This window comes from Kitasatospora sp. NPDC018058 (genome assembly GCF_044327205.1).
GTDB lineage: Bacteria > Actinomycetota > Actinomycetes > Streptomycetales > Streptomycetaceae > Kitasatospora.
The window spans coordinates 1-21,304 of sequence record NZ_JBIRFA010000066.1 but is presented as its reverse complement, the minus strand read 5'-3'; the positions used below and the strand labels follow the sequence as shown (position 1 = coordinate 21,304).

Genomic DNA, 21,304 nt, shown 5'->3' with positions numbered 1-21,304 from the left:
CTCTGGTCTCGAAGGTATCCAGCCCCTTGATTAACTTCAAATGCATGTAAAGCACGGCTAGGATTACTCACATGCAATTGGATTTGAATCTGCTGGCCGCGCTCGACGCGCTGCTGGAGGAGGGCAGTGTGGCCGGGGCGGCCGCGCGCCTGCATGTCACCGCCCCCGCGATGAGCCGGAGTCTGGGCCGGATCCGTCGCACGACTGGGGATCAGATCCTGGTGCGCACCGGCCGGACAATGACCCCGACGCCGTACGCGATCGCCGTCCGGGAACAGGTGCACGAGCTGCTGCACCAAGTCCAAGGGGTGCTGGCACCGAGCCGTGAACTCGATCTGGCAACGTTGGAGCGCACCTTCACACTCCGCTGGCACGATTCCCTGGTCGCCCTGAGCGGCCCCGCACTGCTCTCGGCCGTGCGCGGGCAGGCGCCCGGCGTGCGATTGCGCTTCGTCGCGGAATCGAGCATCGACACCCCCGAGTTGCGGCGCGCCGAGGTCGACCTGGAGGCGAACGCCAACCGCCCGAGCGCACCGGACATCCGTGCCGAGAACGTGGGCGAGACCCGCCTCGTCATCGTCGTGAGGCAGGGACACCCTCTCACCCGCATCCGGACCGTCACCGCACAGCGGTACGCCGCCGCTGAGCACGTCACCGTCTCGCGACGTGGAAACCTCAGCAATGTCGTCGACGACGCCCTCGCCCGGCTCGGCCTCACCCGCCGCGTGGTGGCGAGCGCGCCCACGGAAGCGGCCGCACTGGAGTTCGCGCGCGGCTCCGATCTCCTGATCAGCGTCCCCGAAGCCACCACGCGCTCCGCCGTCGCCGACCTCGGCCTGGTCGTGCTCCCGCTGCCACTCGAACTGCCGTCGGCACCGGTGTACCTGTCATGGCATCAGCGCTACGACACCGATCACGCCCACGCCTGGCTGCGCGGGCTGGCGCGAACCGCGCTGGCCATGGGTGGAGCGTCGTCGTAGTCGGCGCCGTCCGGCCGCTCACCCACACCTCCACGCGACCACCTCGATGCCGCACGGCCGGCCGTCGTGCGGACCCGCATCAGATCACCAGCCCCACCGCCCCCGTGCTGTGCTGGCCGTGGGGGCCAGAGCGACGCCTGCGGCTCACGATCGCGGATCTGTTTGCCCTGCTCACTCAGTCGGTCAGAGACAAGTCGGTTCAGGACGCCGTCGCGGGAACGAGGTGGTCGAGTCCCTTCGCACTGGCCGTCGCGGCCTCGATCGAGCGCGGCAGCATGATGCGCTCGTAGGTGCGGACGGCGTCGCCGACGCTGGACTCGGTTACCAGGGCTTGGGCGAGGTCGCAGCCGTCGAGCATGGCGAGATTGGCGCCCAGCCCTACCGGGGGCATCAGGTGCGCGGCATCGCCGAGCAGCGTGACGCCGGGAACGTGCTCCCAGGTGTGCGGAGCGGGTAGGACGAACAGGGACCGGTGGATGAAGCCGTGGTCGCCGTTGCGCAGGATGTAGCGCAGGCTCTCGTCCCAGTCGTCGAACATCCCCAGCAGGTGCGTCCGCACGGCCCCCTGGTCGCGGAGGTCGATACCGGCGGCCACGTGCCAGTCCTTGGGCGTGCGGAGCGCGATGTAGGCGCGGATGTGGCCGTTGCTGTTGCGCTGGGCGACCAGGGACCTGCCGGCGCCCTTCGCCAGCATCGATCCGTTGCCGACCAGCCGCGTGAGGTCGGGGTGTCGGGTGTCGCAGTGGTCGAATCCGGTCTCGAGGAAGGTGACACCGGTGTAGCCGGGGGCGGCGGGTGACAGAGCCGGACGCACGCGTGACCAGGCGCCGTCGGCGCCGACCACCAGGTCGAAGTCCTCGGCGGTGCCGTCACCGAGGAGCAGCCGGCAGGTGCCGTCCGCCAGCGGGGTGACGCCGGTGACGGCGCGGTCCCACCGCACCGTGCCATCTGCGAGCGAGTCCAGGAGCAGACCCCGCAGCTGGCCCCGGTCGATCTCCGGCCTTCCGCCGTCGGCGGACGGCCCCTGCTGCGCCAGGAGGGCGGCGGTGGCGAAGTCGAGCACGCGCCACTCGTCTCCTTCGGGACGGGCGAGGGCGTGGAATCGGTCGAGGAGCCCCGCCGCACCCAGGGCAGCCTGGCCGGTGTCGGGGTGCATGTCGAGGGTGCCACCCTGCGGGCGGGCGTCGGCGGATGCCTCGCGTTCGAAGACGGTGACGGAGCGGCCGTGCTGCTGGAGGACCCGGGCGCAGGTGAGGCCGCCGAGGCCGGCGCCGACAATCGCGATGCGGGGATCACGAGCAGAGTTCATGGAAGTGCCCCTCGGGAGGTGGATGAGCCGCCGGGAAGCCCGGCATCACTAAGAAAGCACACTCGCCAAATAAGCGCAATGACTAAACTTTTGCAACGAATGTACTTCGAGGTACGGTGTGCGAGTGACCGAACCGACCGGGCGCCGCGAGCGCAAGAAGGCCCAGACCCGCCAGTCCCTGGCCGACGCCGCACTTGAGCTCTTCCTCGAACGCGGCTACGACCAGGTCGGCGTCAAGGACGTCGCCGACCGCGCCGACGTCTCGGTGACCACCCTGTTCAAACACTTCTCCGGCAAGGAAGCCCTGGTCTTCGATCAGGACGACGACCTGGAAGCAGAACTCGTCGCCGCCGTGCGCGAGCGCCCCCCGGGCCAGTCGATCCCGCAGGCGTTGCGCGAGCACCTCCTGCTGAAGCAGACCCAGCTCGCCGTCCACGCCGCGGACCCGCGGTTCGCCGACTTCACGCGCCTGGTGCAGGAGACCCCTGCGCTGCGCGACTACGCCCAGCGCATGTGGACGCGCCACGAAGCAGCCCTGACGAGGGCCATCGCCGAGGATGTAGGCGCGCCCGAGGACGACGTCAGCTGCGCCGCCCTGGCCCGTTTCGCCCTTGAGGCCCGCGGTCTCATCCTGCGGCACGCCGAACCGCGCCAGGCGGCCGAGGAGGCCTTCGCGCTGCTCGAACACGGCTGGGCAGCCTCCCGACCGAGCAACTGACCGGGCTGCCAGGCGCCCCGATGTGCGCGGTGGCGGTGCGCGAGCTCGGGCCCCTCAAGGTGACCAGCTGACAGATCGAGGGGACGCGTAACTGGTGTGATGCCCGGTCGGGGTTCTGGTGCTGGTCATGGCCAGGTGTCTGCGGTCCTGATCGTCTGGCGGGGCGGAGCAATGCGAGGATGGCCGTGCCCGCGCTGCCGTCTTGCTACTCGAACCGCTCAGTGTCGGAGGACGACGATCACGACCGCCGTGCTCCGGGTCGGCCTACCGTGCCGGGCGGAACGGCTGCAGAGCCTGCTCCGCGCGGCCGGTCAGGTCGCCGAGTTCGGCGTTCTCGACGGCGGCGAGCTCGGTGGCGGCCTCGGCGAGGACGGCCTTCGTCAGCTTGGGGTCGTCGAGTTCGTGGAGGACACGGCCGACATGGTTCGCGGATTCGAGGAGGCGGCTGTAGGAGACGACCATCGAGCCGCCGCTGGGGAGGTTCGGCTTGGCGATCGCATCCGCGACCTCGGTGAAAGCCTTGCGTTCCTGCTCGCGGCGCCGGCCCTCGGTGTTGGGCTCCAGGGAGTCGGCGGCGCTGGCGGGGTGGGTGTAGGTGCGCCACGCGGCCTCCGAGAGCTGGGCGAGCGCTCGGCCCAGGCCCAGGGGTGCGGAGAGATCGGCTCCGGCGGGGAGAGCGGCGATGCGGGTGGCGAGATCGCCCTCGCCCGTTCCCCAGGTGGCGATCAGCTCGTGTCGTTCCGGGTCGACGCTGTAACGGGTCATGAAGACCTACCTCCGGGGCTGCGTGGCGCCTTGTTCGGCTGCGCGCCATTCTGGCGAATCGTCAGACTCGGCCGTACCGGTAGCGGAAGGAGCCGGCGCGGGCCGCGTGGCAGCCCGTTCTGGTGCCTGCCGGGAGCGGGCTTGCCAATGCCGACGTGGTGGCGAGCGCCGGGTATGCGGGCGCCGGAATGCGTTGGACCAATAGGGCGATATCGGGCGAGCGGATGCCGGGAGTGGAGCGGTTGTTCCCTTAGCCTTTCGCCCTGCCGCCGCCTCGGTGGCGCCAGGTTCGGGACGAGGGCAGGGGCGCAGGGTGAGTTCGTCGGGTGCGGCTGCGTCGACGCGGCGGACGGGGTTTCGGGCGTGGCTGCTGGAAGGCCTGTCAGACATGGCCAAGCAGTACCCGGGGCCGCATGCGGAGGCGCCGGTCGAGCACAAGGGCCAGCGCTGGTGGCGGGTGATGTGCCTGACCGGTCTGGACTACTTCTCGACGCTCGGTTACCAGCCCGGGATCGCTGCGCTCGCGGCGGGGCTGCTGTCGCCGGTGGCGACGATCGTCCTGGTGGTCGTGACGCTGTTCGGCGCGTTGCCGGTGTACCGGCGGGTGGCGAAGGAGAGCCCGCACGGCGAGGGCTCGATCGCGATGCTGGAGCGGCTGCTGTCGTTCTGGCAGGGGAAGCTGTTCGTGCTGGCGCTGCTGGGGTTCGCGGCCACCGACTTCATGATCACCATCACCCTGTCGGCGGCGGACGCGACCGCGCACCTGGTGGAGAACCCGAGTCTGCACAGCGCCCTGTCCGGCAAGCAGATGCTGATCACCCTGCTGCTGGTCGCGCTGCTCGGCGCCGTCTTCCTCAAGGGGTTCAGCGAGGCGATCGGCCTGGCGGTACTCCTGGTCGGGGTCTACCTGGCGCTCAACGTCGTCGTGGTGGTGAACGGGCTCTGGCACGTGCTGAAGGCCCCGCACGTGGTGACGGACTGGTCCGACGCGCTCACCGCGGAGCACGGCAACGCGTTCGCGATGATCGGCGTCGCGCTGATCGTCTTCCCGAAGCTGGCGCTGGGCCTGTCCGGCTTCGAGACCGGCGTCGCCGTGATGCCGCACATCGAGGGCGACCCGGAGGACACCGAGGAGAAGCCCACCGGCCGGATCCGGGGCGCCCGCAAGCTGCTCACCACCGCCGCGCTGATCATGAGCGCGTTCCTGATCACGACGAGTTTCATCACCACGGTGCTGATCCCCAAGGCCGCGTTCGAGGCGGGTGGGCAGGCCAACGGCCGGGCGCTCGCCTACCTCGCGCACCAGAACCTGGGCGGCGCCTTCGGCAGCGTCTACGACCTGTCGACGATCGCGATCCTCTGGTTCGCCGGCGCCTCGGCGATGGCCGGCATGCTCAACCTGCTGCCCCGGTACCTGCCGCGCTACGGCATGGCGCCGCACTGGGCGCGGGCGGTGCGGCCGATGGTGATCGTGCTGACGCTGATCGGCTTCCTGGTGACGTGGCTGTTTGACGCGAACGTGGACGCCCAGAGCGGCGCGTACGCGACCGGTGTGCTGGTGCTGATCTCCTCGGCGGCCATCGCCGTCACCATCGCCGCTCACAAGGCCCGGCAGCGCAACTGGACCATCGGCTTCGCCGTGATCGCGGCGGTGTTCCTGTACACGACGGGCGCGAACATCGCCGAACGTCCGGACGGTGTGAAGATCGGCGCCTGCTTCATCGGCGGGATCATCCTGGTCTCCTTCGCCTCCCGGCTCAAGCGGGCCTTCGAGCTGCGGGTCACCGACGTGGTGCTGGACGAGGCCGCCGAGCGGTTCGTCCGCGACTACACCCACCGGCCGATGCGCCTGATCGCCAACGAGCCGAACAGCCGCGACCTGGCGGAGTACCAGGAGAAGAAACGGGAGATCCGCGCGCACCACGACATCCCGGCCGACCTGGACCTGGTCTTCGTCGAGGTGACGGTTCGGGACCCGTCCGAGTTCGAGTCGGTGCTGACCGTGCGCGGTGAAGTGCTGCACGACCGCTACCGGGTGCTGTCGCTGGAGAGTTCCAGCGTTTCGAACGCGCTGGCAGCCCTGCTGCTGACCATCCGGGACCGCACCGGGCAGATCCCGCACATCTACTTCGAGTGGACCGAGGGCGGCCCGGTCGGCCACTTCCTGCGGTTCTTCCTGTTCGGGCAGGGCGAGGTCGCCCCGGTCACCCGGGAGGTGCTGCGCGTGGCGGAGCCGGACCGTTCCCGGCGCCCGCGCGTCCACGTCGGGTAGGGCCGGTCTTCGAAACGGGCGGAGCAGGGACGTGGAGGCGATGAAAGATGAACCGGCGGTCAGGGAGGCGCCTGGCAGTGGTGCCGTCTACGTGATCAGCCTTGTCCGAGCGGTGGCCTGATGCCGTGGCCCCGGACTGGTCGGCTGTCCCGGGCGTCAAGATCGCGTTGTGATTTCGGGCGGCGGCGTCAGGATTCCGTCAAGGCGAGCCGTCGGGCCTGCGGCCGTCGGGTTGGGTGGCGTCGAACAAACTCGCGGCGAAGCTGGGACAGGACCATGCGCATGTACTCCGCCCGCCCCGGCGGCCGTCGCTACCGCCCCGTCCTCGACCGCTTGCCGGTCGCGGTGTCCGGCACGGTGGCCCTGGTCGCCGGCGGTGCGCTCGCGCTCGGCCTCGGCTGGCTGGGCGAGCTCCATGCCGGCTGGTTCCCGTACATCGCGTACGCCGGGCTGGCCGCACTGGCCGGAGGCTTCTCCCGGCCCATGGCCGCGCCCGTGGTCGGCATGTCCGCCTGGCTGTGCTGCAACGCCTTCGCCGAACACCGCCATGCCGAACTCGGATGGTCCGGAGCGGGCCTCGAGACCGAGCATTTCGTCCTCTTCACCGCAGCCGCCCTGGTGCTCTCCCTGCCCGCCGCGTTGCCGCGCCGGGCGATCCGCATCGAACGCCTTACGGTCGGCGAGGGGGTCGAGCGCCATCTTGGTTGAGGGCCGCCGCCTCGGTGTCGTCCCCGAGGCGCCGGCCGGTGTGGCTACCCCAGGCCGGGGACGAACTGGATGAGCAGGTCGATGGCCTTGATGCCGAGGAAGGGCAGGATCAGCCCGCCGAGCCCGTAGACCCGCAGGTTGCGCCGGAGCAGGTCGGTGGCGGAGGCGGGCTGGTAGCGGACGCCGCGCAGGGCGAGCGGGATCAGCGCGATGATGATCAGCGCGTTGAAGATGATCGCGGAGGCGATCGCCGAGGTGGGGCTGTGCAGTTCCATGACGTTGAGGTGGTGCAGCCCGGGGTAGGCGTTCGCGAACATCGCGGGGATGATCGCGAAGAACTTGGCGACGTCGTTGGTGATCGAGAAGGTGGTCAACGCGCCCCGGGTGATGAGGAGTTGCTTTCCGACCCGGATGATGTCGATGAGCTTGGCCGGGTTGGAGTCGAGGTCGACCATGTTGCCGGCCTCCTTGGCGGCCGGGGTTCCGGAGTTCATGGCGACGCCGACGTCGGCCTGGGCGAGGGCGGGGGCGTCGTTGGTGCCGTCGCCGGTCATCGCGACCATGTTCCCGGCGGCCTCCACCGCCCGGCCGGAGAGCGCGACCACGTTGCGCTGCACCAGCCGGTCCATCCCGGCGATGCCGATCGCCGAGAGCAGCGCGCCGATCGTGGTCGGGATGAGCGCGACCATCAGCGCGACCAGCACGACGGTGGTCTGTGTGGCGTGCGCGTAGATGGCCATCGGCTGGAGGGAGACGACGGAGAGGATGAAGACGGGCCGCCCGGGGAGAAGGGCGGCGGTTCGGGGAGCGACGGGGAACGCCGCACAGCGAAGCACCGGATCGTCACGCGACAGGCACGTCTTGACGAGGGCTTGGCGTGCGGCGCGACTTCCTTGACAGCCCCCTGACACCTTGTCGGACGCGTGTTCGTCAGCAGGGAAGGGCCGGGCCCGCCCAGTACACCACCTCCTGGCGTACCGGCTGGAAGCCCGCCGCCTCGGCGAGGGCCCGGCTGGCGTGATTGGTCCGCGGCGCCGACCAGGTCGGGGTGAACCCATGCGCGTGGGCGACGGTGGTGGCGGCGTGGACGCAGGCGAGTGCGAGGTCGAGCCGGCGGAAAGCCGGGTCGGTCGCCACGGCGATGTCGAGGTGGTTCCGTCCGACGAGGTAGCCGCAGGCGAGTGAGGCCAGGTACGGCCCGAGGAACGCGCCCCAGGCGAAGCCGCTCGCTGCGAGTGCCCGATGGCCGCCCCAGGTCTCGGCGATCCAGTGCGGGCTGCCGGCGCGTTGTGCGGAGGCGGAGGCGCGACGCGCGAAACGGTCGAGGTGGGCTTCGTCGGTCGCGTGCAACGGACGCACCCAGGCCGAGGTGTGCATGGAGACCGGCCGGGGCCGCTCCGCGTGGACGTACAGCACACGGACCCACGGGGTGATGTGGGTGAAGGTGCGGCCGAGCAGGGGCAGGAAGCTGTCCGGAGTGTGGAACTGCCCCCGCCCGTAGTGGGCCAGGACATCCGGGCCCAGCCATACGGGGTCCCCGTACAGCAGCCGCTCAGGCCCACAGTGCACCAGCAGTGCCCGGGCCGCCTCGGGATCGTCCGCCCACCAGCCGCCATGGGCGCTGCGTGCGACGTGGGCGGCAAGGACGCTCGCACCGGGCTGCTCGGGGGTGAACCAGTCGTGACGGGAAGGGCGGCGACGGCGGACATCCGTCCAGTACGGCAGAGTGCGAACGCTGGACATCGGCTTGTTGACGAATGCCTGGCGGTGGCGGGGGAGTTGCTGACGGAACCTTGGCGAGTGCCGAAGAACCCAGCAGGAGCGTCAACGAGGTGTCGGCGGTGCGTCAGGGGTTCGTCAGGGAGGGTGAACGAGCTTGCCCCGGGCATCCTGGCAGGCTTTGATGGGGGACATGCACCGCTCGACACGCCACCACGACCGCCCGCCGCATAGTTGGCCGCGGTTTGTCGTCGCTGTCGCGGTCGTCATCGCCGTCCGGTAGGACCAAGCTCCTTCCCGCTGGTCACCGGCCGCGCGCACGGGCCCGGCGCCGTTCGCCGTAGCCCGTGCTGATCACCGCCGCCCGTCCCCCGCCCCGTTCGGCTCCGAGGGCCGGGGACGGGCGAGCGCTCTCCTCGCACCACACCCTTCTCGCACCGGCGGCCCCGGAGGCGTGCGGCTTCATGCTGCCCTGCCTTCGCACCCCGCCGGTGCCTTCCACCCTTGGATGGGTCATGTCCGACGCTGTTCTGTCCGCCCGCACCGCCCTCGTCACGGGCGCCTCCTCCGGCATCGGCTGGGAGACCGCCCGGCTGCTCGCCGGGCACGGCGCGACCGTGCTCGTGCACGCCCGCACCACCGCCGAGGCCGAGGACGCCGTCGAACGGCTGGTCGCCGCCGGCGCCCGCCGCGACCAACTCGTCGAACTCGCCGCCGACTTCACCAAGCTGTCCGAGGTCGCCGTGCTGGCCGGCACGGTCGTCAAGCACTACCCGTCGCTCGACCTGCTGGTGAACAACGCCGCCGTGATGGCGCCCGAGCGCTGCACGCTCACCGACGACGGCAACGAGGTCTCGCTGCAGGTCAACTTCCTTGCCGCGCACCTGCTGGCGAAGCTTCTGCGCGCCCCGCTCTCGGCGGCCGGCGACGCACGGATTGTCAACGTGTCGTCCTCGCTGCACCGCACCGCGTCGATGAACTGGTCGGACCCGCACCGGGTGAAGAAGTACTCGCGGGTCGCCGCGTACGCGCAGTCGCAGCTCGCGCTCACCATGGCGACCGCCGACATGGCCCCGGCCGGCTCCGGCATCACCGCCGTCAGTCTCAACCCGGGCCTGTGCGACACCGCGCTGCTGCCGCTGTACGGGCGGGTCGGCGCCCCGGCGGCGGAGGGCGCGGCGGCCGTCGTCCGGCTCTGCCTGCCCGAGGCGGTCGTCGCCAACGGCGCCTACTTCGACGGCGGCGTCCTCGCCCCGACCGCGCAGGCCGTCCAGGAGGAGCGCTCGCTGAAGCGTCTGGCCAAGCTCGCCGACCAGTTGGTCGGCCGGGCCGCCTGACCCACACCCACCCGAAGCCCAGGAGAAACAGCACGATGTCCAAGCGCGCCCGCAAGAAGAAGGCCCGGCGGAAGAAGAAGGCCAACCACGGCCGCAAGCCCGCGTAGACCCACCCGGTGCCGCGTGCCACCGGCATCGGGTGCTTCCCCCCGTGGCCCTCGCGGCCCGGCGTCCGGCTGTGCGGATGGCGGGTGCGGGGGCCGCGGTATGTGACCGCGTTCTCGTTGCCGGGCACGTGAGAGGTCTCGCCGGATGCCACCCTGCGGACGGGGCGCCTTCGATCGGGGCCCACGCCGCCACGGTGCGGAGCTCAGCCCCGTGCCGATGGACGGGGCCGGTCAGCCGCTGGCGCCGGCTACCTCGCGTACGGCCTTGGCGACGGCCGCGAAGTCTTTCTTCAGGATCATGTCGTGGTTGCTCGCGACCTTCGCGCTGATCTCGATGTGCGGGTTCCGCTCGGTCACCGCCTGCAGGCTCGCGCGGATCCGCTCCTGCTCGTCGCCCTTGCTGCCGAGGGACGACCCCGACGCGACCACGTACCGCGCCGGGACCGCGATGGCGTCCAGCACCGGGCCCATCGCGCTCGCGCGGGCGATCCTGCCGAGCTCGATGTTGCACTCGGCCATCTGCACGGCGGTCATCCGGGGCGTCAGGCCGGTCGGGCGAGCCAGTGCCACCAGTGGGGAGAACCGTCGGAACAGCTTGCGGATCCGCCGCTCCATCGCGTCGTCCAGCCAGTCGTACGGCTGCGCGCCCTCGACCATGACCGCGCCCAGCGCCCGGTCCGGGTTCCGGCCGGCCCAGTGCGCCGCGACGAACGCCCCGTAGGACCAGCCCACCACCACCGCCCGGTCCACGCCCCGGGTGGCGAGCACCGCGTCGACGTCCGTGACCATGGTCTCGAAGGAGTAGTCCATCGAGCGCCCCGACTTCCTGCCGCGGGCCCGCATGTCGTAGGTGATGTGCCGCCAGCGCGGGCCCAGTTCGGCGATGGTGTGCCGCCAGTAGCCCTGGGTGGCGAACTGGCCGTTGAGGTAGATCACGGGGGTGCCGGGACCCCCGGTGTCGGCGGCGGCCAAGGCCGTGTCGTCCACCGGCACCATGCCGGTCCACTGCGCGTTCGTCATGACTTCCTCCTGGCCGGAGTTGGGTGGCGCGCCGTCAGGCCGCGTCGAGGGCGCCGGTGATCTTGCGGGTGATGTCGGCCAGGACTGGGCCGGGCTCGCCCTTGAGGCCCCGGGTGGCCGCGGCGATGGCGACCAGGACGGTGCTGCGGAAGTTCTCGGCCTCGGCCTGGTCCTGCCGCTTGAGCAGGCTCATCGCCGCCGTCAAGGCGGGCAGCACCTGGTCCGCGATGGCGGCCACGGACTTGCCGTCGAGCTTGGCGCCCTCGGACTTCTCGGCGAGCACGTGCTCGACCAGGCCGGTCGCGGCCGACAGGGCGATGGAGCCCTCGGTGGCGATTTTGTGGGGCTTGTTGGTGGCACTGGCGGCGGTCAGCAGCGAGACGGCGCCATGGCCAGGGTCGCGACCCACGGGTCGTCCGGGACGTCGCGGAGTCCGTCACCACGCTCATCGAGCAGCAAGGCATGCCCACGATGACGGCCAAGGTACTGGTCTGCCTGCTCGTCACCGACTCAGGCACCCTCACCGCCGCCGACCTGGTCCAGCAGCTCCGGGTCAGCCCGGCCTCCGTCTCGCACGCCGTCGCCTTCCTCGAACAACAGGGCCTGCTCCGGCGGGAACGCGTCCCCGGTGAACGCCGCGAGCGCTACGTCATCGACGGCGAGATCTGGCTCCGGTCCACCCAGGCCGCGATGCAGATGCACAAGGCCCTGGTGACCGAACTCCGCAGCGCCGCCGAGGCCCTCGGACCCGCCACCCCCGCCGGCTCCCGCTTCCGGGACTCCGCCGACTTCCTGACCCTCATGAGCGAGACCCTCCAGCAGGTGATCCACCAGTGGCAGCAGGGCCAGGCGGACCGCGACGCGGCCGGCGGTGCACCCTGATCCACAAGGCCTCGTAGCACCGGCTCCGTCCCGGCCCCGACCCGTGGCGACAATGCTGCGTCAAGACGGCCGCCTACCGCGTCAAGGACGCGTCAGGGCGGACGGGCGGATGTTCGAGCACACCTAGCGTGAGCTGCGAGGAAACGGTTCGCCGCCCGGGCGTGGGGCCTGGCGGTGGACCGTTTGCCGAATCCCGGTCCCGGCGGGCTCCTCCGGGGAAGGTTCGGCGGCCAGTGGAAAAACAGGGTGAGGGGGCGCGCGGCGATGCCAACGGGTACGTCGGGCGGTACGGCGGTCGTGGGGGAAACGGCCGCGTCGGAGACGGCGCGGCAGGAGGCAGCCGTACCGCCTTCCGGGTCGCGCGTCCCCGGTCACTGGTTCGGCCGCTCCTGGCGTAGCCGGGCGTGGTGGAACACCCCGCGCCTGGTGCGTGGGCTGACCGGGCTCTGCCTGGTGGCGCTGCTCGCCGCCGGTGCGGCGACCGCCACCGTCCTGGGCGGAGCTCGGGACGGCACGGACGTGATCGGCCACCAAGCCGCCCCGCAGGTGGTGCGCTCGGCCGACCTCTACTTCGCGCTCAACGACATGGACGCCCAGGCCGCCAACCTGCTGCTGTTCGGCGCCGACCCGGACTACACGGCGCTGCGCAAGGAGACCCTGGACACCTACGAACAGCGGCGCGCCCAGGCCGACACCGACCTGCAGCGCGTCACGGAGGCGGTGGCCGGCGACGCGGCCGGGCAGCGGGCCGTGCGGACCGTCATCGGCGAACTCGGCCAGTACGAGGCGCTGGTGGCCCGCGCCCAGCTGCTGGAGGAGCAGGCCCACGCCTCGGTAGGCCGTCCCTCGGCGGATGCCCTCGCCGCCTACCACCAGGCCACCGACCTGCTGCGCCAGCGTCTGCTGCCGGCCGTCGACGAGGTGACCAAGGCCAATGCGTCGGTCGTGGAACGCAACTACACCGACCAGCGCGCCGCCCTGGCCGGCGGTTGGTGGGAGATCCTGATCGCCGGCCTGGTGGCCCTGGCCGCCCTCGGAGTGCTGCAGCGACTGCTCGCGGTGCGCTTCCGGCGGCTGGTGAACGTGCCTCTGGCCATCACGACCCTGCTCGCCCTCGCCGGGCTGGTCACCGCGCTGACGCTGGCCTCCCAGGCGGATCACCAGCTGGTGGTCGCCAAGAGCAACTCCTTCGACTCGGTGATCGCGCTCAGCCGGGCGCGCGCGGTGGCGTATGACCTCAACGCGGACGAGAGCCGGTACCTGACCGACCCGTCCCGGGCGGCCGCGTACGAGCAGAGCTTCCTCGACAAGACCCAGTCCTTCGCCCGGGTCGACGGTGCCACCCTCGCCTCGTACAGCGACAAGCTTGCCGCGCTGGCTGACCGGCACCGGGCCGACCACGGCCAGGTGGGTTTCGGTGGATACCTCGGTGACGAACTGCGCAACATCACCTTCGCCGGTGAACAGGAAGCTGCGGAACGAGTGTTGAACGCCTTCCAGCAGTACCAGCGCGACGACCGGAAGATCCGCGAGCTCAACACCCAGGGCAAGCTCAAGGAGGCCGTCACGTTCGACACCGGCACCACCGCGGGCCAGTCCAACGCCGACTTCGACGCGCTCAGCGCCGCCCTCGACGACAACCAGGCGATCAACCAGCGTGCCTTCGACGGAGCCGTCGCCGCCACCGACGACGACCTTGACGCCGCCACGGCCGGACTGGGTGCGGCGGCCCTGGCGGCGGCGCTCATCCTGACCGCGGCGGGGGTACGGCCCCGCCTGCGCGAGTTCGTGTGAGCAGAGGCGCTGGCGCGGCCCACGTCGCGCAGGCCGTCGAGCTGGCCGCGCCCCGCCGACCCTCGCGCCGGCGCGAGGGTCGGCCGCTGCGGGCGCTGTGGCGAGTGCTCGTGGTCCTGTTCAAGGCTCTTGCCGCGATCGCGGTGGTCTCGGGGGTGGTCAGCCTGGGGACCTATCTGCTGACGGACTGACGGACTGATCAACACGGAAGGAAACGGAAGGAAACATGAGCAACCACGTCGTCGTGGCCGAGGTCGGCCTGACCAAGAACCGCTTCGGCGCCGAGATCAGGACCTCCGAGCCGATGTCCCTGGAGGAGGCGCGAGCGTTCGCACTGGAGGCCGCCCGCGGCCAACACCCCGACTTCGCGCCGGCGGCGAAGGAGACCCAGGTGCTACGGGCGGGGGCGGACCAGTACCTGGTGGTCGAGGGCCACCGGTTGAACCCCGATAGCCTGAACCGGTTCACCGTCACCCAGGTCGTCGACCCCAGCTGACGACCCTCGCGCGGGCGCGACATCGCGGTTCGTCTCCCCGGCCGGCGGGTCGGGGAGACGAACGATCCGGTCACAGCTCGAATCCGCCCCCGGTCGCGCGAGCCAGGCGCCCGACGTTCCTGCCCGTCAATGATCCGTAGTGGTTTCACCGACCGGGCGCACGCGAAGGTTACCCGTCGGTACGATCGGCCGGTTACTCATGGGGGGCACCGGGTCGAGCGTCCGGTGCGCATTGGGGGGAGTGGCGGACGATGTCCGATCGTGTGACCGCGTTCGACCGGATGATGAATCCGTGGGCCTACGACGCCGAAGGCAACCTGACGGCCCGGGCCCAGCGCCAGGAGGCGGCGCGGACCCGGCTCAACTCGGCCGACTCGCCGGCCGGCGCCGGCGGCGGATTCTCGGTCAAGCTTGGGGAACTGACCGCCGCTGCCACGGACGCCGAGCAGATCAACTGCCGCCTGAGCGGCGAGTGTCAGAGCGCCGACCAGAAGATTACGGCGGTCGCCGGAGGCCTCCCGGGCTTCGGCGGCCCGACTTCGGGGGCGACAAACGGGGAATCTTCAACATCGTCGGCCAGGACGGTGCAGCAGGCTACCAGCCGCTCACGGGAATCCTGGAAGCACTGGGCCACAGCCCGGAGGCGGCCACCAAGTTCTTCCACGACCAGCCCACCGCCTACAACACCGACGGCACGGTCAACCCGAACGGAAAGCCCAAGCCCGCCGACTACCTCCACTACCTCGCACACGACAAGGAGTTCAAGCCGGACACCCTCTCCGACGACAAGGACGCCCAGGCGAAGTCTCAGGCCAGTGGACCGCTCGCCTTCGGGCACGCGCTGGAGGCGGCCACCAGCGGCCACCCGTACGACGAGACGCCCAACCCACCGCTCCAGCACCGCGCCGACCAGGCCGCGGTCATGACCAAGGTGATGGACGAGTTCGGCCACACCACGGACGGCGGCAGCCTGGCCCGGATCACCGGCAAGGACGCCCCGCTCGCCGCGCTGCGCCCCAGCCTCGGACACCTGGTCGCCGACTACATGGGCGACGTCCAGCACTCCTTCTCGACCTACGACAACACCCTGCCGGTGAACGGAGCACCCGCCAACCTCGACACCTCCCACGTCCGCGCCGTCCTCAACCAGCTCGGCCGCGATCCGGAGGCGTACGGCAGTGTCATCAACGCCCAGCAGGCGTACACGACCGCTCTCATCCACACGGTGTTCGCGGGTGGCGAGATCAACACCGAAAAACTCGCCATCCCGATCGCCAACGCGGCGAGTTCGGGTGGCGCGATCGCCGGCATCCTCAACGAGGCGCGTGCGGACGCCGTGTTCAAGGAGCACGCCGCCTCGGACAAGGCGTACAACGACGCGGTGGCCAACGGGGCGTCCTGGGCCAGGGGTGCGTTCGACACCGTGATCTATCAGGCTACCGCCGTGGTCCCGGGCGCGGGTGCGGCCGGGGACTTCATCTTCGGCCAGATGTTGCAGAGCATCGTGGACAGCACGTACAAGGACACCCTCGCGGTGGCGCAGGACGTGGCCGGTCAACAGTGGGATTCCGGCCGCACCGCGAGCGGGAACAGCGCGGCTCAGGCCGTCCAGGACGCGGCTGTCGGGAGCGGTCTGAGCGGGAAGGACATCAATGACCTCGCCGCCAACGCCGGGCACCGTGCCGTGCAGGGCGGCGCGGCGGGTGCCGTGGCGAACCGCACGGCCGGGGGGAGGGGGTGACGGGGGTGCGGCGATACGAGGTGGCGTTGTTCGCCGGAGGACTGGCGGCCGTGTTCACGGCGGCCGGGGTCGTCGGCTACCTGGACTGGCGGGCGCACGAACCGGACGAGGACCGGAGCAGGGCCACGACCTTGTGCAGACTGCCCACGGGGCCCGACACACCGCTCGGTCGGCTGCTGCCCACGGGCCGGCAGGACGTCCAGGAGCGGGTTCACGGTGTGGGCGATGAGGGAGCGGTGGAGTCCTGCACGATCCGGGTGGACGGCCGGACCGCCCTGACCGTCACCACCGACCGCCACGTGGGACGTGCCGTACTGCCGCCCGAGCTGGCCCAGCAGAGCGGTGCGGAGAGCTTCGGGGTCGGCAGCTCCTCGGCCGCCTGGGCGCGGGGCGCCGCCGTCGTGGAGTACTGTCCTCGCCCCAGCTTGTTCTACCACGTGCTGTTGCGGGTCGTGCCGGGCGAGGCCGCCCGGGTCGGTCGACCGGAGGCGGACCGGGCCGATTTCGAGGACCTCGCCAGGTCCGCCCTGCCGAACGAGGTGATTGCGGGGTGCTAGTGAAAGGGCTCCGATGGACGGCAGGGTCCGCTGCCGTCGTGGTCGTCCTCGGTGGCGGCCTGTTCGACTGGCACCGCCACCTCGAGCAGGGCGTGAAGCACCCGCCAGCCGTGGACCTTTCCCATGGAGAGTGCCGGGGAACCCTGGACGACCCGCGCTTCGCCGCGTCCCTGGGGTCCACCCGACAGGTCGGGGTCGACACCACGTTCCTGGCGGGGAGGACCGACTTGCCCGATTTGCTGGCGTGCTCCGTGGACGGCGAGCACCGGCGGGACCTGAGCGTCAGGGTGGACGGCGCGAGCGACGAAAAGGATCAAACCATCCTCGAACGGAAGGAAGTACCGGAGGACGCCCAGGCATTCCCGGGCGGTGAGGGCGACGACCGCGCCGCCGTGGTCCGGTTCACCTGCGTCACCGGATCACCCGCCGACGGCACACAGCGGACCTGGTACTACGTGGCGACGGCCGCGGTCCAGAACGCCAGGGGCAACTCCGACCCCGCCCCGGGCCGGCAGAAGACCGCGGAGCTGGCGGTGGCGTTCGCCCACCGGGCAGCCGAGAAGGCCCTCGGCTGCACCAACACCATCGACCTGCCCGAAGGGCCGTACGTGTTCAGCCCACTGCCTCCGCAGCTGATGCCCCCGCGGGCGGGTCAGGGCTCGTAGCGGTAGCCCATGCCGGCCTCGGTGATCAGGTGGCGGGGGTGGGCGGGATCGGGTTCGAGTTTGCGGCGCAGGCCCGCGAGGTAGACGCGCAGATAGTGGCTCTGCTTCTCGGCGGTGGGGCCCCAGACCTCGCGCAGGATCTGTCGGCCGGAGACGAGGTGGCCCGGGTTGGCCAGCAGGAGGGTGAGGATCTTCCACTCGGTGGGGGTGAGCCGGACGGGCCCGTTCGGTCCGGTGGCGGTGGTGGCATCGGTGTCGATCTCGTACTCGCCGATCCTGGGGTTGTGTTCGCGGACGAGGTGGGGCGGTCGGCGCAGAACGGCCCGCAGCCGGGCGAACAGTTCATCGGGGTCGAACGGTTTGGTGACGTAGTCGTCGGCCCCGGCGTCGAGGGTGCGGATCATCTCCTCGGGGTCGGTGTGCCCGGAGAGCACGATGATCGGCACATTGAGGTGGGCGCGCATGCCCTTCAGGACGTCGATGCCGCCGAGGTCGGGAAGGCCGAGGTCGAGGAGGACGGCGTCGGGTTGCTCACGCTCGGCCACGTCGAGTGCCTCCTGGCCGCTGTGCGCGGTGAGGACCGAGTAGTGGCGGGCACTGAGGTTGATCCGCAGGGTTCGCAGCAGCGGCGGATCGTCGTCGACCAGCAGGACGCGGCTCACTGTTCCGCCTCGAAGTGCGTGGCGGCGGGGAGGGTGAGCAGCATGGTGGTGCCGCCGCCGGGGGTGTCCTCGACTTCGAGGGTGCCGCCCATGGCTTCGGCGAGGCCGCGGGAGAGGGCGAGGCCGAGGCCGACGCCGGTGGTGTTGTCGGTGTCGCCGAGGCGTTGGAAGGGGAGGAAGACCCGGTCGCGGTCCTCGGGGGCGATGCCGGGGCCGCGGTCGACGACACGGATCTCGACCTGGTCGGCGTGGTGGCTGGCGGTGACCAGGACGGGCGCGCCGGGGGCGTTGTGCCGCAGTGCGTTGGCGATGAGGTTGGCCAGGACGCGTTCCAGCAGGGGCGGGTCGGCGAGCACCGGCGGGGCCGTGTCCAGGTCGAGGGGCTGGACGGCGGCGTCCGGGTCGGCGAGGGAGTCCATGGCTCGGGGCAGTACTTCGTCGAGCTGGGCGGCCTCCAGGTGGAGGGTGAGGGCGCCGGCCTGGAGGCGGCTCATGTCGAGGAGGTTGTCGACCAGTGCGGTGAGCTTGAGCAGTGACTCGTTGGCCATGGTGAGCAGTTCGTCGCGGTCGGCGGGTGCGAACTCGACGTCCGGGCTGCGGAGTGAGCCGACGGCGGCGAGGGCGGCGGCGAGCGGGGTGCGCAGGTCGTGGCTGACGGCGGCGAGCAGGGCGGTGCGCATCTTGTCGGCGGCCTTGATCGGCTCGACCTCGGCGGCGGCGGTGGCGAGGCGGTCGCGTTCCAGCGCGGCGGCGATGTGCGCGGCGAAGGCTGTGAGGACGCGCTGGTCGGTGGCGGAGACCCGGCGGCCGGCCAGGACCAGCAAGGCGTCCGGTCCGGCGGGTAGCTCGGTGACCGTGCGGTCCGCGGCAGGCTCGCCGTCGGAGTCGCTGCGGGCGACGGTGGAACCATTGCGGTCGAGCAGGGCGACGGAGTCCAGGCCGAAGGCGGTGCGGGTCTTGTCCAGCAGGGCGGGTAGGGCGTCGGCGCCGCGCAGCACGCTGCCGGCCAGGGTGGAGAGGGCCTCGGCCTCGGCGGTGGCGCGGGCGGCCCGGGTGGTGAGGCGGGCGGCGTGGTCGACGACGGTGGAGACGGTGAGGGCGACGACCGCGAAGACCACCAGGGCGATGAAGTTGTTGGTCTCGTCGATGGTGAAGGTGTGGACGGGCGGGATGAAGAAGTAGTTGAGCAGCAGCGAGGCCACCAGCGAGGCCAGCAGCGCCGACATCGCGCCACCGAGCAACGCGACGGCCACGACGCCGAGTTGGAAGATCAGTGCGTCGGTGGTGAGGTTGACCGAGTGGTGGAACCGGGACAGTACGGCTGTCAGCAGCGTGGGTACCACCAGGCCGGCCAGGTAGCCGGCGATGGTGCGGCGCCTGGAGTGGCGGGGGCCGAGTTTGGGCAGGAACCGGCCGCGGCCGGTGAACTCGTGGGTGACCATGTGGACGTCGATGTCCTCGGACGCGTCGATGGTCGTCTGGCCGTTGCCGGGGCCGGTGAGGAAGCGGTTGATCCGGCCGCGGCGGCTGGTGCCGAGGACCAGCTGGGTGGCGTGGTGCGCGCGGGCGAAGGCCAACAGTGCGGTGGGGATGTCATCGCCCACGACGACGTGGTAGCTGCCGCCCAGGTCCTCCACCAGCTGCCGCTGCTGGGCGAGCGCACCGGGCGAGGCGCCTGCCAGGCCGTCGCTGCGGGAGACGTGCACGGCGAGCAGCTCGCCGCCGGCGGTGCGGTCGGCGATCCGGGCGGCGCGGCGGATGATCGTCTCGCCCTCGGGGCCTCCGGTGATCGCCACGACGACGCGTTCGCGGGTCTCCCACACTCGGTCGATGTTGTGGGTCGAGCGGTAGTCGCGCAGTCCTTCGTCGACCCGCCCGGCGACCCAGAGCAGGGCGAGTTCGCGCAGGGCGGTGAGGTTGCCGACGCGGAAGTAGTTGGACAGGGCCGCGTCGACCTTCTCGGCCTTGTAGACGTTGCCGTGGGCCATGCGCCGGCGCAGCGCCTGCGGGGCCATGTCGACGAGTTCGAGCTGGTCGGCCCGGCGGACGACCTCGTCCGGGACGGTCTCGCGCTGGGGGATGCCGGTGATCTTCTGGACGACGTCGTTCAGCGATTCCAGGTGCTGGATGTTGACGGTGGTGATGACGTCGATCCCGGCGGCGAGCAGTTCCTCGATGTCCTGCCAGCGCTTGGCGTTGCGTCCGCCGGGGATGTTGGTGTGGGCGAGTTCGTCGACCAGGACGACGGAGGGCCGGCGGGCGAGGATGGCGTCGAGGTCCATCTCCTCGAAGTCGGTGTCGCGGTAACGCCGGCGCAGGCGGGGAACCACCTCGAGTCCGTCGAGGATTCCCGCAGTGTGCTTGCGCCCGTGGGTCTCGATGAAGCCGACGACCACGTCCGCGCCGCGATCCCGCCGTCGGTGGGCCTCGTCCAGCATGCGGTAGGTCTTGCCGACACCAGGGGCCGATCCGAGGTAGACCCGCAGCCGTCCGCGGCGGTGAACGGTGCCGGGGGTGAGGTCAGGGGGCATGGGCGCTGCGCTTTCTGGCGAAGGGCGACCGGTACGGCTGTGATGTCGGCCCGGTGGATGGTGAGGGGTACCCCGCCGGGCGGACGGGGAGAACGGGCGACCGACCCGGGTGCGGCATGGTGTGCACCGCGCCCGGGTCGGCTTGGAACCTCAGCGTGCCGAGGCGGTCACTTCGCCTCGCTGACGGCCTTGTTGAGGAGGACGACGTTGACGCCCTCCTGGCCGAGGAAGCCGAGGGAACGGCCCTCGGTGTACTGGTCGACCAGCTTGGCGACCGTCTCCACCGGGAGGTTGCGCTCCTTGGCGACCCGGTTGACCTGCTCCTTGGCGTAGGCCACCGAGATGTGCGGGTCGAGGCCGGAGCCGGAGGCGGTCAGCGCGTCGGCCGGGACGCTCGCCGGGTCGACGCCGTCGAAGGCGGCGACGGCGGCGCGGCGGTCGTTGACGGCCTTGAGCAGGTCGTCGCTGTTCGGGCCGAGGTTGCTGGCGCCCGAGTTGTCGCCCGCGTAGTTGTTGGCGGAGGGCCGGGGCTGGAACCACTTCGGGTCCGGCCGGGCCTCCTCCTTCGGGTCGTCCGGGTTGGCCTTGGGCAGGTTGTAGTTCTGGCCGAGCAGGCTGGAACCGATCTCCTTGCCGTCGGACTTCACGATCGAGCCGTTGGCCTTGTCGCTGAAGGCGACCTGGCTGATGCCGGTGATCAGCAGCGGGTAGGCGATGCCGCACAGGACGGTCATCACCAGCAGCGCCCGCAGCGCGGTGAGGTGGGTGCGCACGATGGTGGGCATGGTTCTCGTTCTCTCAGCTCAGACCGGGGATGAACTGGACGATCAGGTCGATCAGCTTGATGCCGACGAACGGCACCACCAGACCGCCGACGCCGTAGACCCCGATGTTGCGGGCCAGCAGCGAACTCGCGTCGGAGGGCCGGTACTTCACGCCGCGCAGCGCGAGCGGGATCAGGCCGATGATGACCAGGGCGTTGAAGATGATCGCCGAGGTGATCGCGGACTGGGGGCTGTGCAGGCCCATGATGTTCAGGTG

At 70.9% G+C, this 21,304-nt stretch carries 20 protein-coding genes and 2 pseudogenes; 12 read left to right on the top strand and 10 right to left on the bottom strand.

Annotated features, from left to right (window positions below):
- The first annotated feature begins 71 nt into the window (after window positions 1-71).
- A complete protein-coding gene (locus ACH4E7_RS42145) occupies window positions 72-980 on the top strand; it encodes a LysR family transcriptional regulator (protein WP_396254517.1) in 909 nt (302 codons plus the stop codon).
- Window positions 981-1,179: 199 nt separating this feature from the next.
- On the opposite strand, the gene ACH4E7_RS42140 is transcribed toward ACH4E7_RS42145, so the two are convergent.
- A complete protein-coding gene (locus ACH4E7_RS42140) occupies window positions 1,180-2,289 on the bottom strand; it encodes an FAD-dependent oxidoreductase (RefSeq protein WP_396254516.1) in 1,110 nt (369 codons plus the stop codon).
- 124 nt (window positions 2,290-2,413) lie between these two features.
- Between ACH4E7_RS42140 and ACH4E7_RS42135 the strand changes: the two genes are divergently transcribed.
- Window positions 2,414-3,007: a TetR/AcrR family transcriptional regulator gene (locus ACH4E7_RS42135; protein WP_396254515.1), complete on the top strand. Its 594-nt coding sequence runs from the start codon at window positions 2,414-2,416 to the stop codon at window positions 3,005-3,007.
- Window positions 3,008-3,271: 264 nt separating this feature from the next.
- Here the strand turns inward: ACH4E7_RS42135 and ACH4E7_RS42130 are convergent, their stop codons facing one another.
- Window positions 3,272-3,772 (bottom strand): hypothetical protein, encoded by a 501-nt coding sequence (locus tag ACH4E7_RS42130; protein ID WP_396254514.1) that lies wholly within the window; start codon window positions 3,770-3,772, stop codon window positions 3,272-3,274.
- 388 nt (window positions 3,773-4,160) lie between these two features.
- On the opposite strand from ACH4E7_RS42130, the gene ACH4E7_RS42125 reads away from it, so the two are divergent.
- Together ACH4E7_RS42125 and ACH4E7_RS42120 are read left to right on the top strand one after the other, a co-directional pair.
- The gene (locus ACH4E7_RS42125; protein WP_396254513.1) at window positions 4,161-6,044 is read left to right on the top strand and encodes an amino acid transporter; all 1,884 of its coding nucleotides are present in this window, start codon (window positions 4,161-4,163) and stop codon (window positions 6,042-6,044) included.
- A 276-nt stretch (window positions 6,045-6,320) separates the two neighbouring features.
- On the top strand, window positions 6,321-6,752 hold the full coding sequence (locus ACH4E7_RS42120) for a hypothetical protein (protein ID WP_396254512.1): 432 nt from the start codon (window positions 6,321-6,323) through the stop codon (window positions 6,750-6,752).
- 44 nt (window positions 6,753-6,796) lie between these two features.
- Here the strand turns inward: ACH4E7_RS42120 and ACH4E7_RS42115 are convergent.
- Window positions 6,797-7,525: pseudogene (locus tag ACH4E7_RS42115) on the bottom strand (HAD-IC family P-type ATPase); the annotation flags it as partial.
- A gap of 157 nt (window positions 7,526-7,682) precedes the next feature.
- Window positions 7,683-8,495 carry a GNAT family N-acetyltransferase gene (locus tag ACH4E7_RS42110; protein WP_396254511.1) on the bottom strand — a complete coding sequence of 271 codons (813 nt, stop codon included), beginning with the start codon at window positions 8,493-8,495 and terminating at the stop codon, window positions 7,683-7,685.
- Window positions 8,496-8,986: 491 nt separating this feature from the next.
- Between ACH4E7_RS42110 and ACH4E7_RS42105 the strand changes: the two genes are divergently transcribed.
- Window positions 8,987-9,808 carry an SDR family NAD(P)-dependent oxidoreductase gene (locus tag ACH4E7_RS42105; RefSeq protein WP_396254510.1) on the top strand — a complete coding sequence of 274 codons (822 nt, stop codon included), beginning with the start codon at window positions 8,987-8,989 and terminating at the stop codon, window positions 9,806-9,808.
- Between the two features lie 338 nt (window positions 9,809-10,146).
- On the opposite strand, the gene ACH4E7_RS42100 is transcribed toward ACH4E7_RS42105, so the two are convergent.
- Window positions 10,147-10,935, bottom strand: a complete 789-nt coding sequence (locus ACH4E7_RS42100; RefSeq protein ID WP_396254509.1) for an alpha/beta fold hydrolase — start codon at window positions 10,933-10,935, stop codon at window positions 10,147-10,149.
- 34 nt (window positions 10,936-10,969) lie between these two features.
- The gene (locus ACH4E7_RS42095) at window positions 10,970-11,344 is read right to left on the bottom strand and encodes a hypothetical protein (RefSeq protein WP_396254508.1); all 375 of its coding nucleotides are present in this window, start codon (window positions 11,342-11,344) and stop codon (window positions 10,970-10,972) included.
- Between the two features lie 53 nt (window positions 11,345-11,397).
- On the opposite strand from ACH4E7_RS42095, the gene ACH4E7_RS42090 reads away from it, so the two are divergent.
- From ACH4E7_RS42090 to ACH4E7_RS42060, 7 genes are all read left to right on the top strand, one after another.
- Window positions 11,398-11,817, top strand: coding sequence for a GbsR/MarR family transcriptional regulator (locus ACH4E7_RS42090; protein WP_396254507.1), 420 nt, complete (start codon window positions 11,398-11,400; stop codon window positions 11,815-11,817).
- Between the two features lie 426 nt (window positions 11,818-12,243).
- Complete coding sequence (locus ACH4E7_RS42085; protein ID WP_396254506.1) at window positions 12,244-13,611, top strand: hypothetical protein; 1,368 nt, start codon at window positions 12,244-12,246, stop codon at window positions 13,609-13,611.
- Complete coding sequence (locus tag ACH4E7_RS42080) at window positions 13,608-13,802, top strand: hypothetical protein (RefSeq protein WP_396254505.1); 195 nt, start codon at window positions 13,608-13,610, stop codon at window positions 13,800-13,802. Before ACH4E7_RS42085 ends, ACH4E7_RS42080 begins: the two co-directional genes overlap by 4 nt.
- A 35-nt stretch (window positions 13,803-13,837) precedes the next feature.
- Window positions 13,838-14,107, top strand: a complete 270-nt coding sequence (locus ACH4E7_RS42075) for a hypothetical protein (protein WP_396254504.1) — start codon at window positions 13,838-13,840, stop codon at window positions 14,105-14,107.
- Between the two features lie 472 nt (window positions 14,108-14,579).
- Entirely contained in the window at window positions 14,580-15,848 is a 1,269-nt protein-coding gene (locus tag ACH4E7_RS42070; protein WP_396254503.1) for a hypothetical protein, read from the top strand.
- A gap of 5 nt (window positions 15,849-15,853) precedes the next feature.
- Window positions 15,854-16,405, top strand: coding sequence for a hypothetical protein (locus ACH4E7_RS42065; protein ID WP_396254502.1), 552 nt, complete (start codon window positions 15,854-15,856; stop codon window positions 16,403-16,405).
- 38 nt (window positions 16,406-16,443) lie between these two features.
- On the top strand, window positions 16,444-17,070 hold the full coding sequence (locus ACH4E7_RS42060) for a hypothetical protein (RefSeq protein WP_396254501.1): 627 nt from the start codon (window positions 16,444-16,446) through the stop codon (window positions 17,068-17,070).
- Here the strand turns inward: ACH4E7_RS42060 and ACH4E7_RS42055 are convergent.
- From ACH4E7_RS42055 to ACH4E7_RS42040, 4 genes and pseudogenes are all read right to left on the bottom strand, one after another.
- On the bottom strand, window positions 17,058-17,732 hold the full coding sequence (locus ACH4E7_RS42055; protein WP_396254500.1) for a response regulator transcription factor: 675 nt from the start codon (window positions 17,730-17,732) through the stop codon (window positions 17,058-17,060). The genes ACH4E7_RS42060 and ACH4E7_RS42055 overlap by 13 nt on opposite strands.
- Window positions 17,729-20,263 (bottom strand): ATP-binding protein, encoded by a 2,535-nt coding sequence (locus tag ACH4E7_RS42050; protein WP_396254499.1) that lies wholly within the window; start codon window positions 20,261-20,263, stop codon window positions 17,729-17,731. Before ACH4E7_RS42050 ends, ACH4E7_RS42055 begins: the two co-directional genes overlap by 4 nt.
- A 167-nt stretch (window positions 20,264-20,430) precedes the next feature.
- A complete protein-coding gene (gene kdpC / locus ACH4E7_RS42045) occupies window positions 20,431-21,048 on the bottom strand; it encodes a potassium-transporting ATPase subunit KdpC (RefSeq protein ID WP_396254498.1) in 618 nt (205 codons plus the stop codon).
- Window positions 21,049-21,061: 13 nt separating this feature from the next.
- Window positions 21,062-21,304: pseudogene (locus ACH4E7_RS42040) on the bottom strand (potassium-transporting ATPase subunit B); the annotation flags it as partial.

Excerpts from the sequence above, each read along its gene's own strand:
- kdpC (WP_396254498.1), bottom strand. The coding sequence starts at position 21,048 with ATGCCCACCATCGTGCGCACCCACCTCACCGCGCTGCGGGCGCTGCTG.
- ACH4E7_RS42125 (WP_396254513.1), top strand. The coding sequence starts at position 4,161 with ATGGCCAAGCAGTACCCGGGGCCGCATGCGGAGGCGCCGGTCGAGCAC.
- ACH4E7_RS42105 (WP_396254510.1), top strand. The coding sequence starts at position 8,987 with ATGTCCGACGCTGTTCTGTCCGCCCGCACCGCCCTCGTCACGGGCGCC.
- ACH4E7_RS42130 (WP_396254514.1), bottom strand. The coding sequence starts at position 3,772 with ATGACCCGTTACAGCGTCGACCCGGAACGACACGAGCTGATCGCCACC.
- ACH4E7_RS42145 (WP_396254517.1), top strand. The coding sequence starts at position 72 with ATGCAATTGGATTTGAATCTGCTGGCCGCGCTCGACGCGCTGCTGGAG.
- ACH4E7_RS42140 (WP_396254516.1), bottom strand. The coding sequence starts at position 2,289 with ATGAACTCTGCTCGTGATCCCCGCATCGCGATTGTCGGCGCCGGCCTC.
- ACH4E7_RS42110 (WP_396254511.1), bottom strand. The coding sequence starts at position 8,495 with ATGTCCAGCGTTCGCACTCTGCCGTACTGGACGGATGTCCGCCGTCGC.
- ACH4E7_RS42050 (WP_396254499.1), bottom strand. The coding sequence starts at position 20,263 with ATGCCCCCTGACCTCACCCCCGGCACCGTTCACCGCCGCGGACGGCTG.
- ACH4E7_RS42090 (WP_396254507.1), top strand. The coding sequence starts at position 11,398 with ATGCCCACGATGACGGCCAAGGTACTGGTCTGCCTGCTCGTCACCGAC.
- ACH4E7_RS42075 (WP_396254504.1), top strand. The coding sequence starts at position 13,838 with ATGAGCAACCACGTCGTCGTGGCCGAGGTCGGCCTGACCAAGAACCGC.
- ACH4E7_RS42120 (WP_396254512.1), top strand. The coding sequence starts at position 6,321 with ATGCGCATGTACTCCGCCCGCCCCGGCGGCCGTCGCTACCGCCCCGTC.
- ACH4E7_RS42100 (WP_396254509.1), bottom strand. The coding sequence starts at position 10,935 with ATGACGAACGCGCAGTGGACCGGCATGGTGCCGGTGGACGACACGGCC.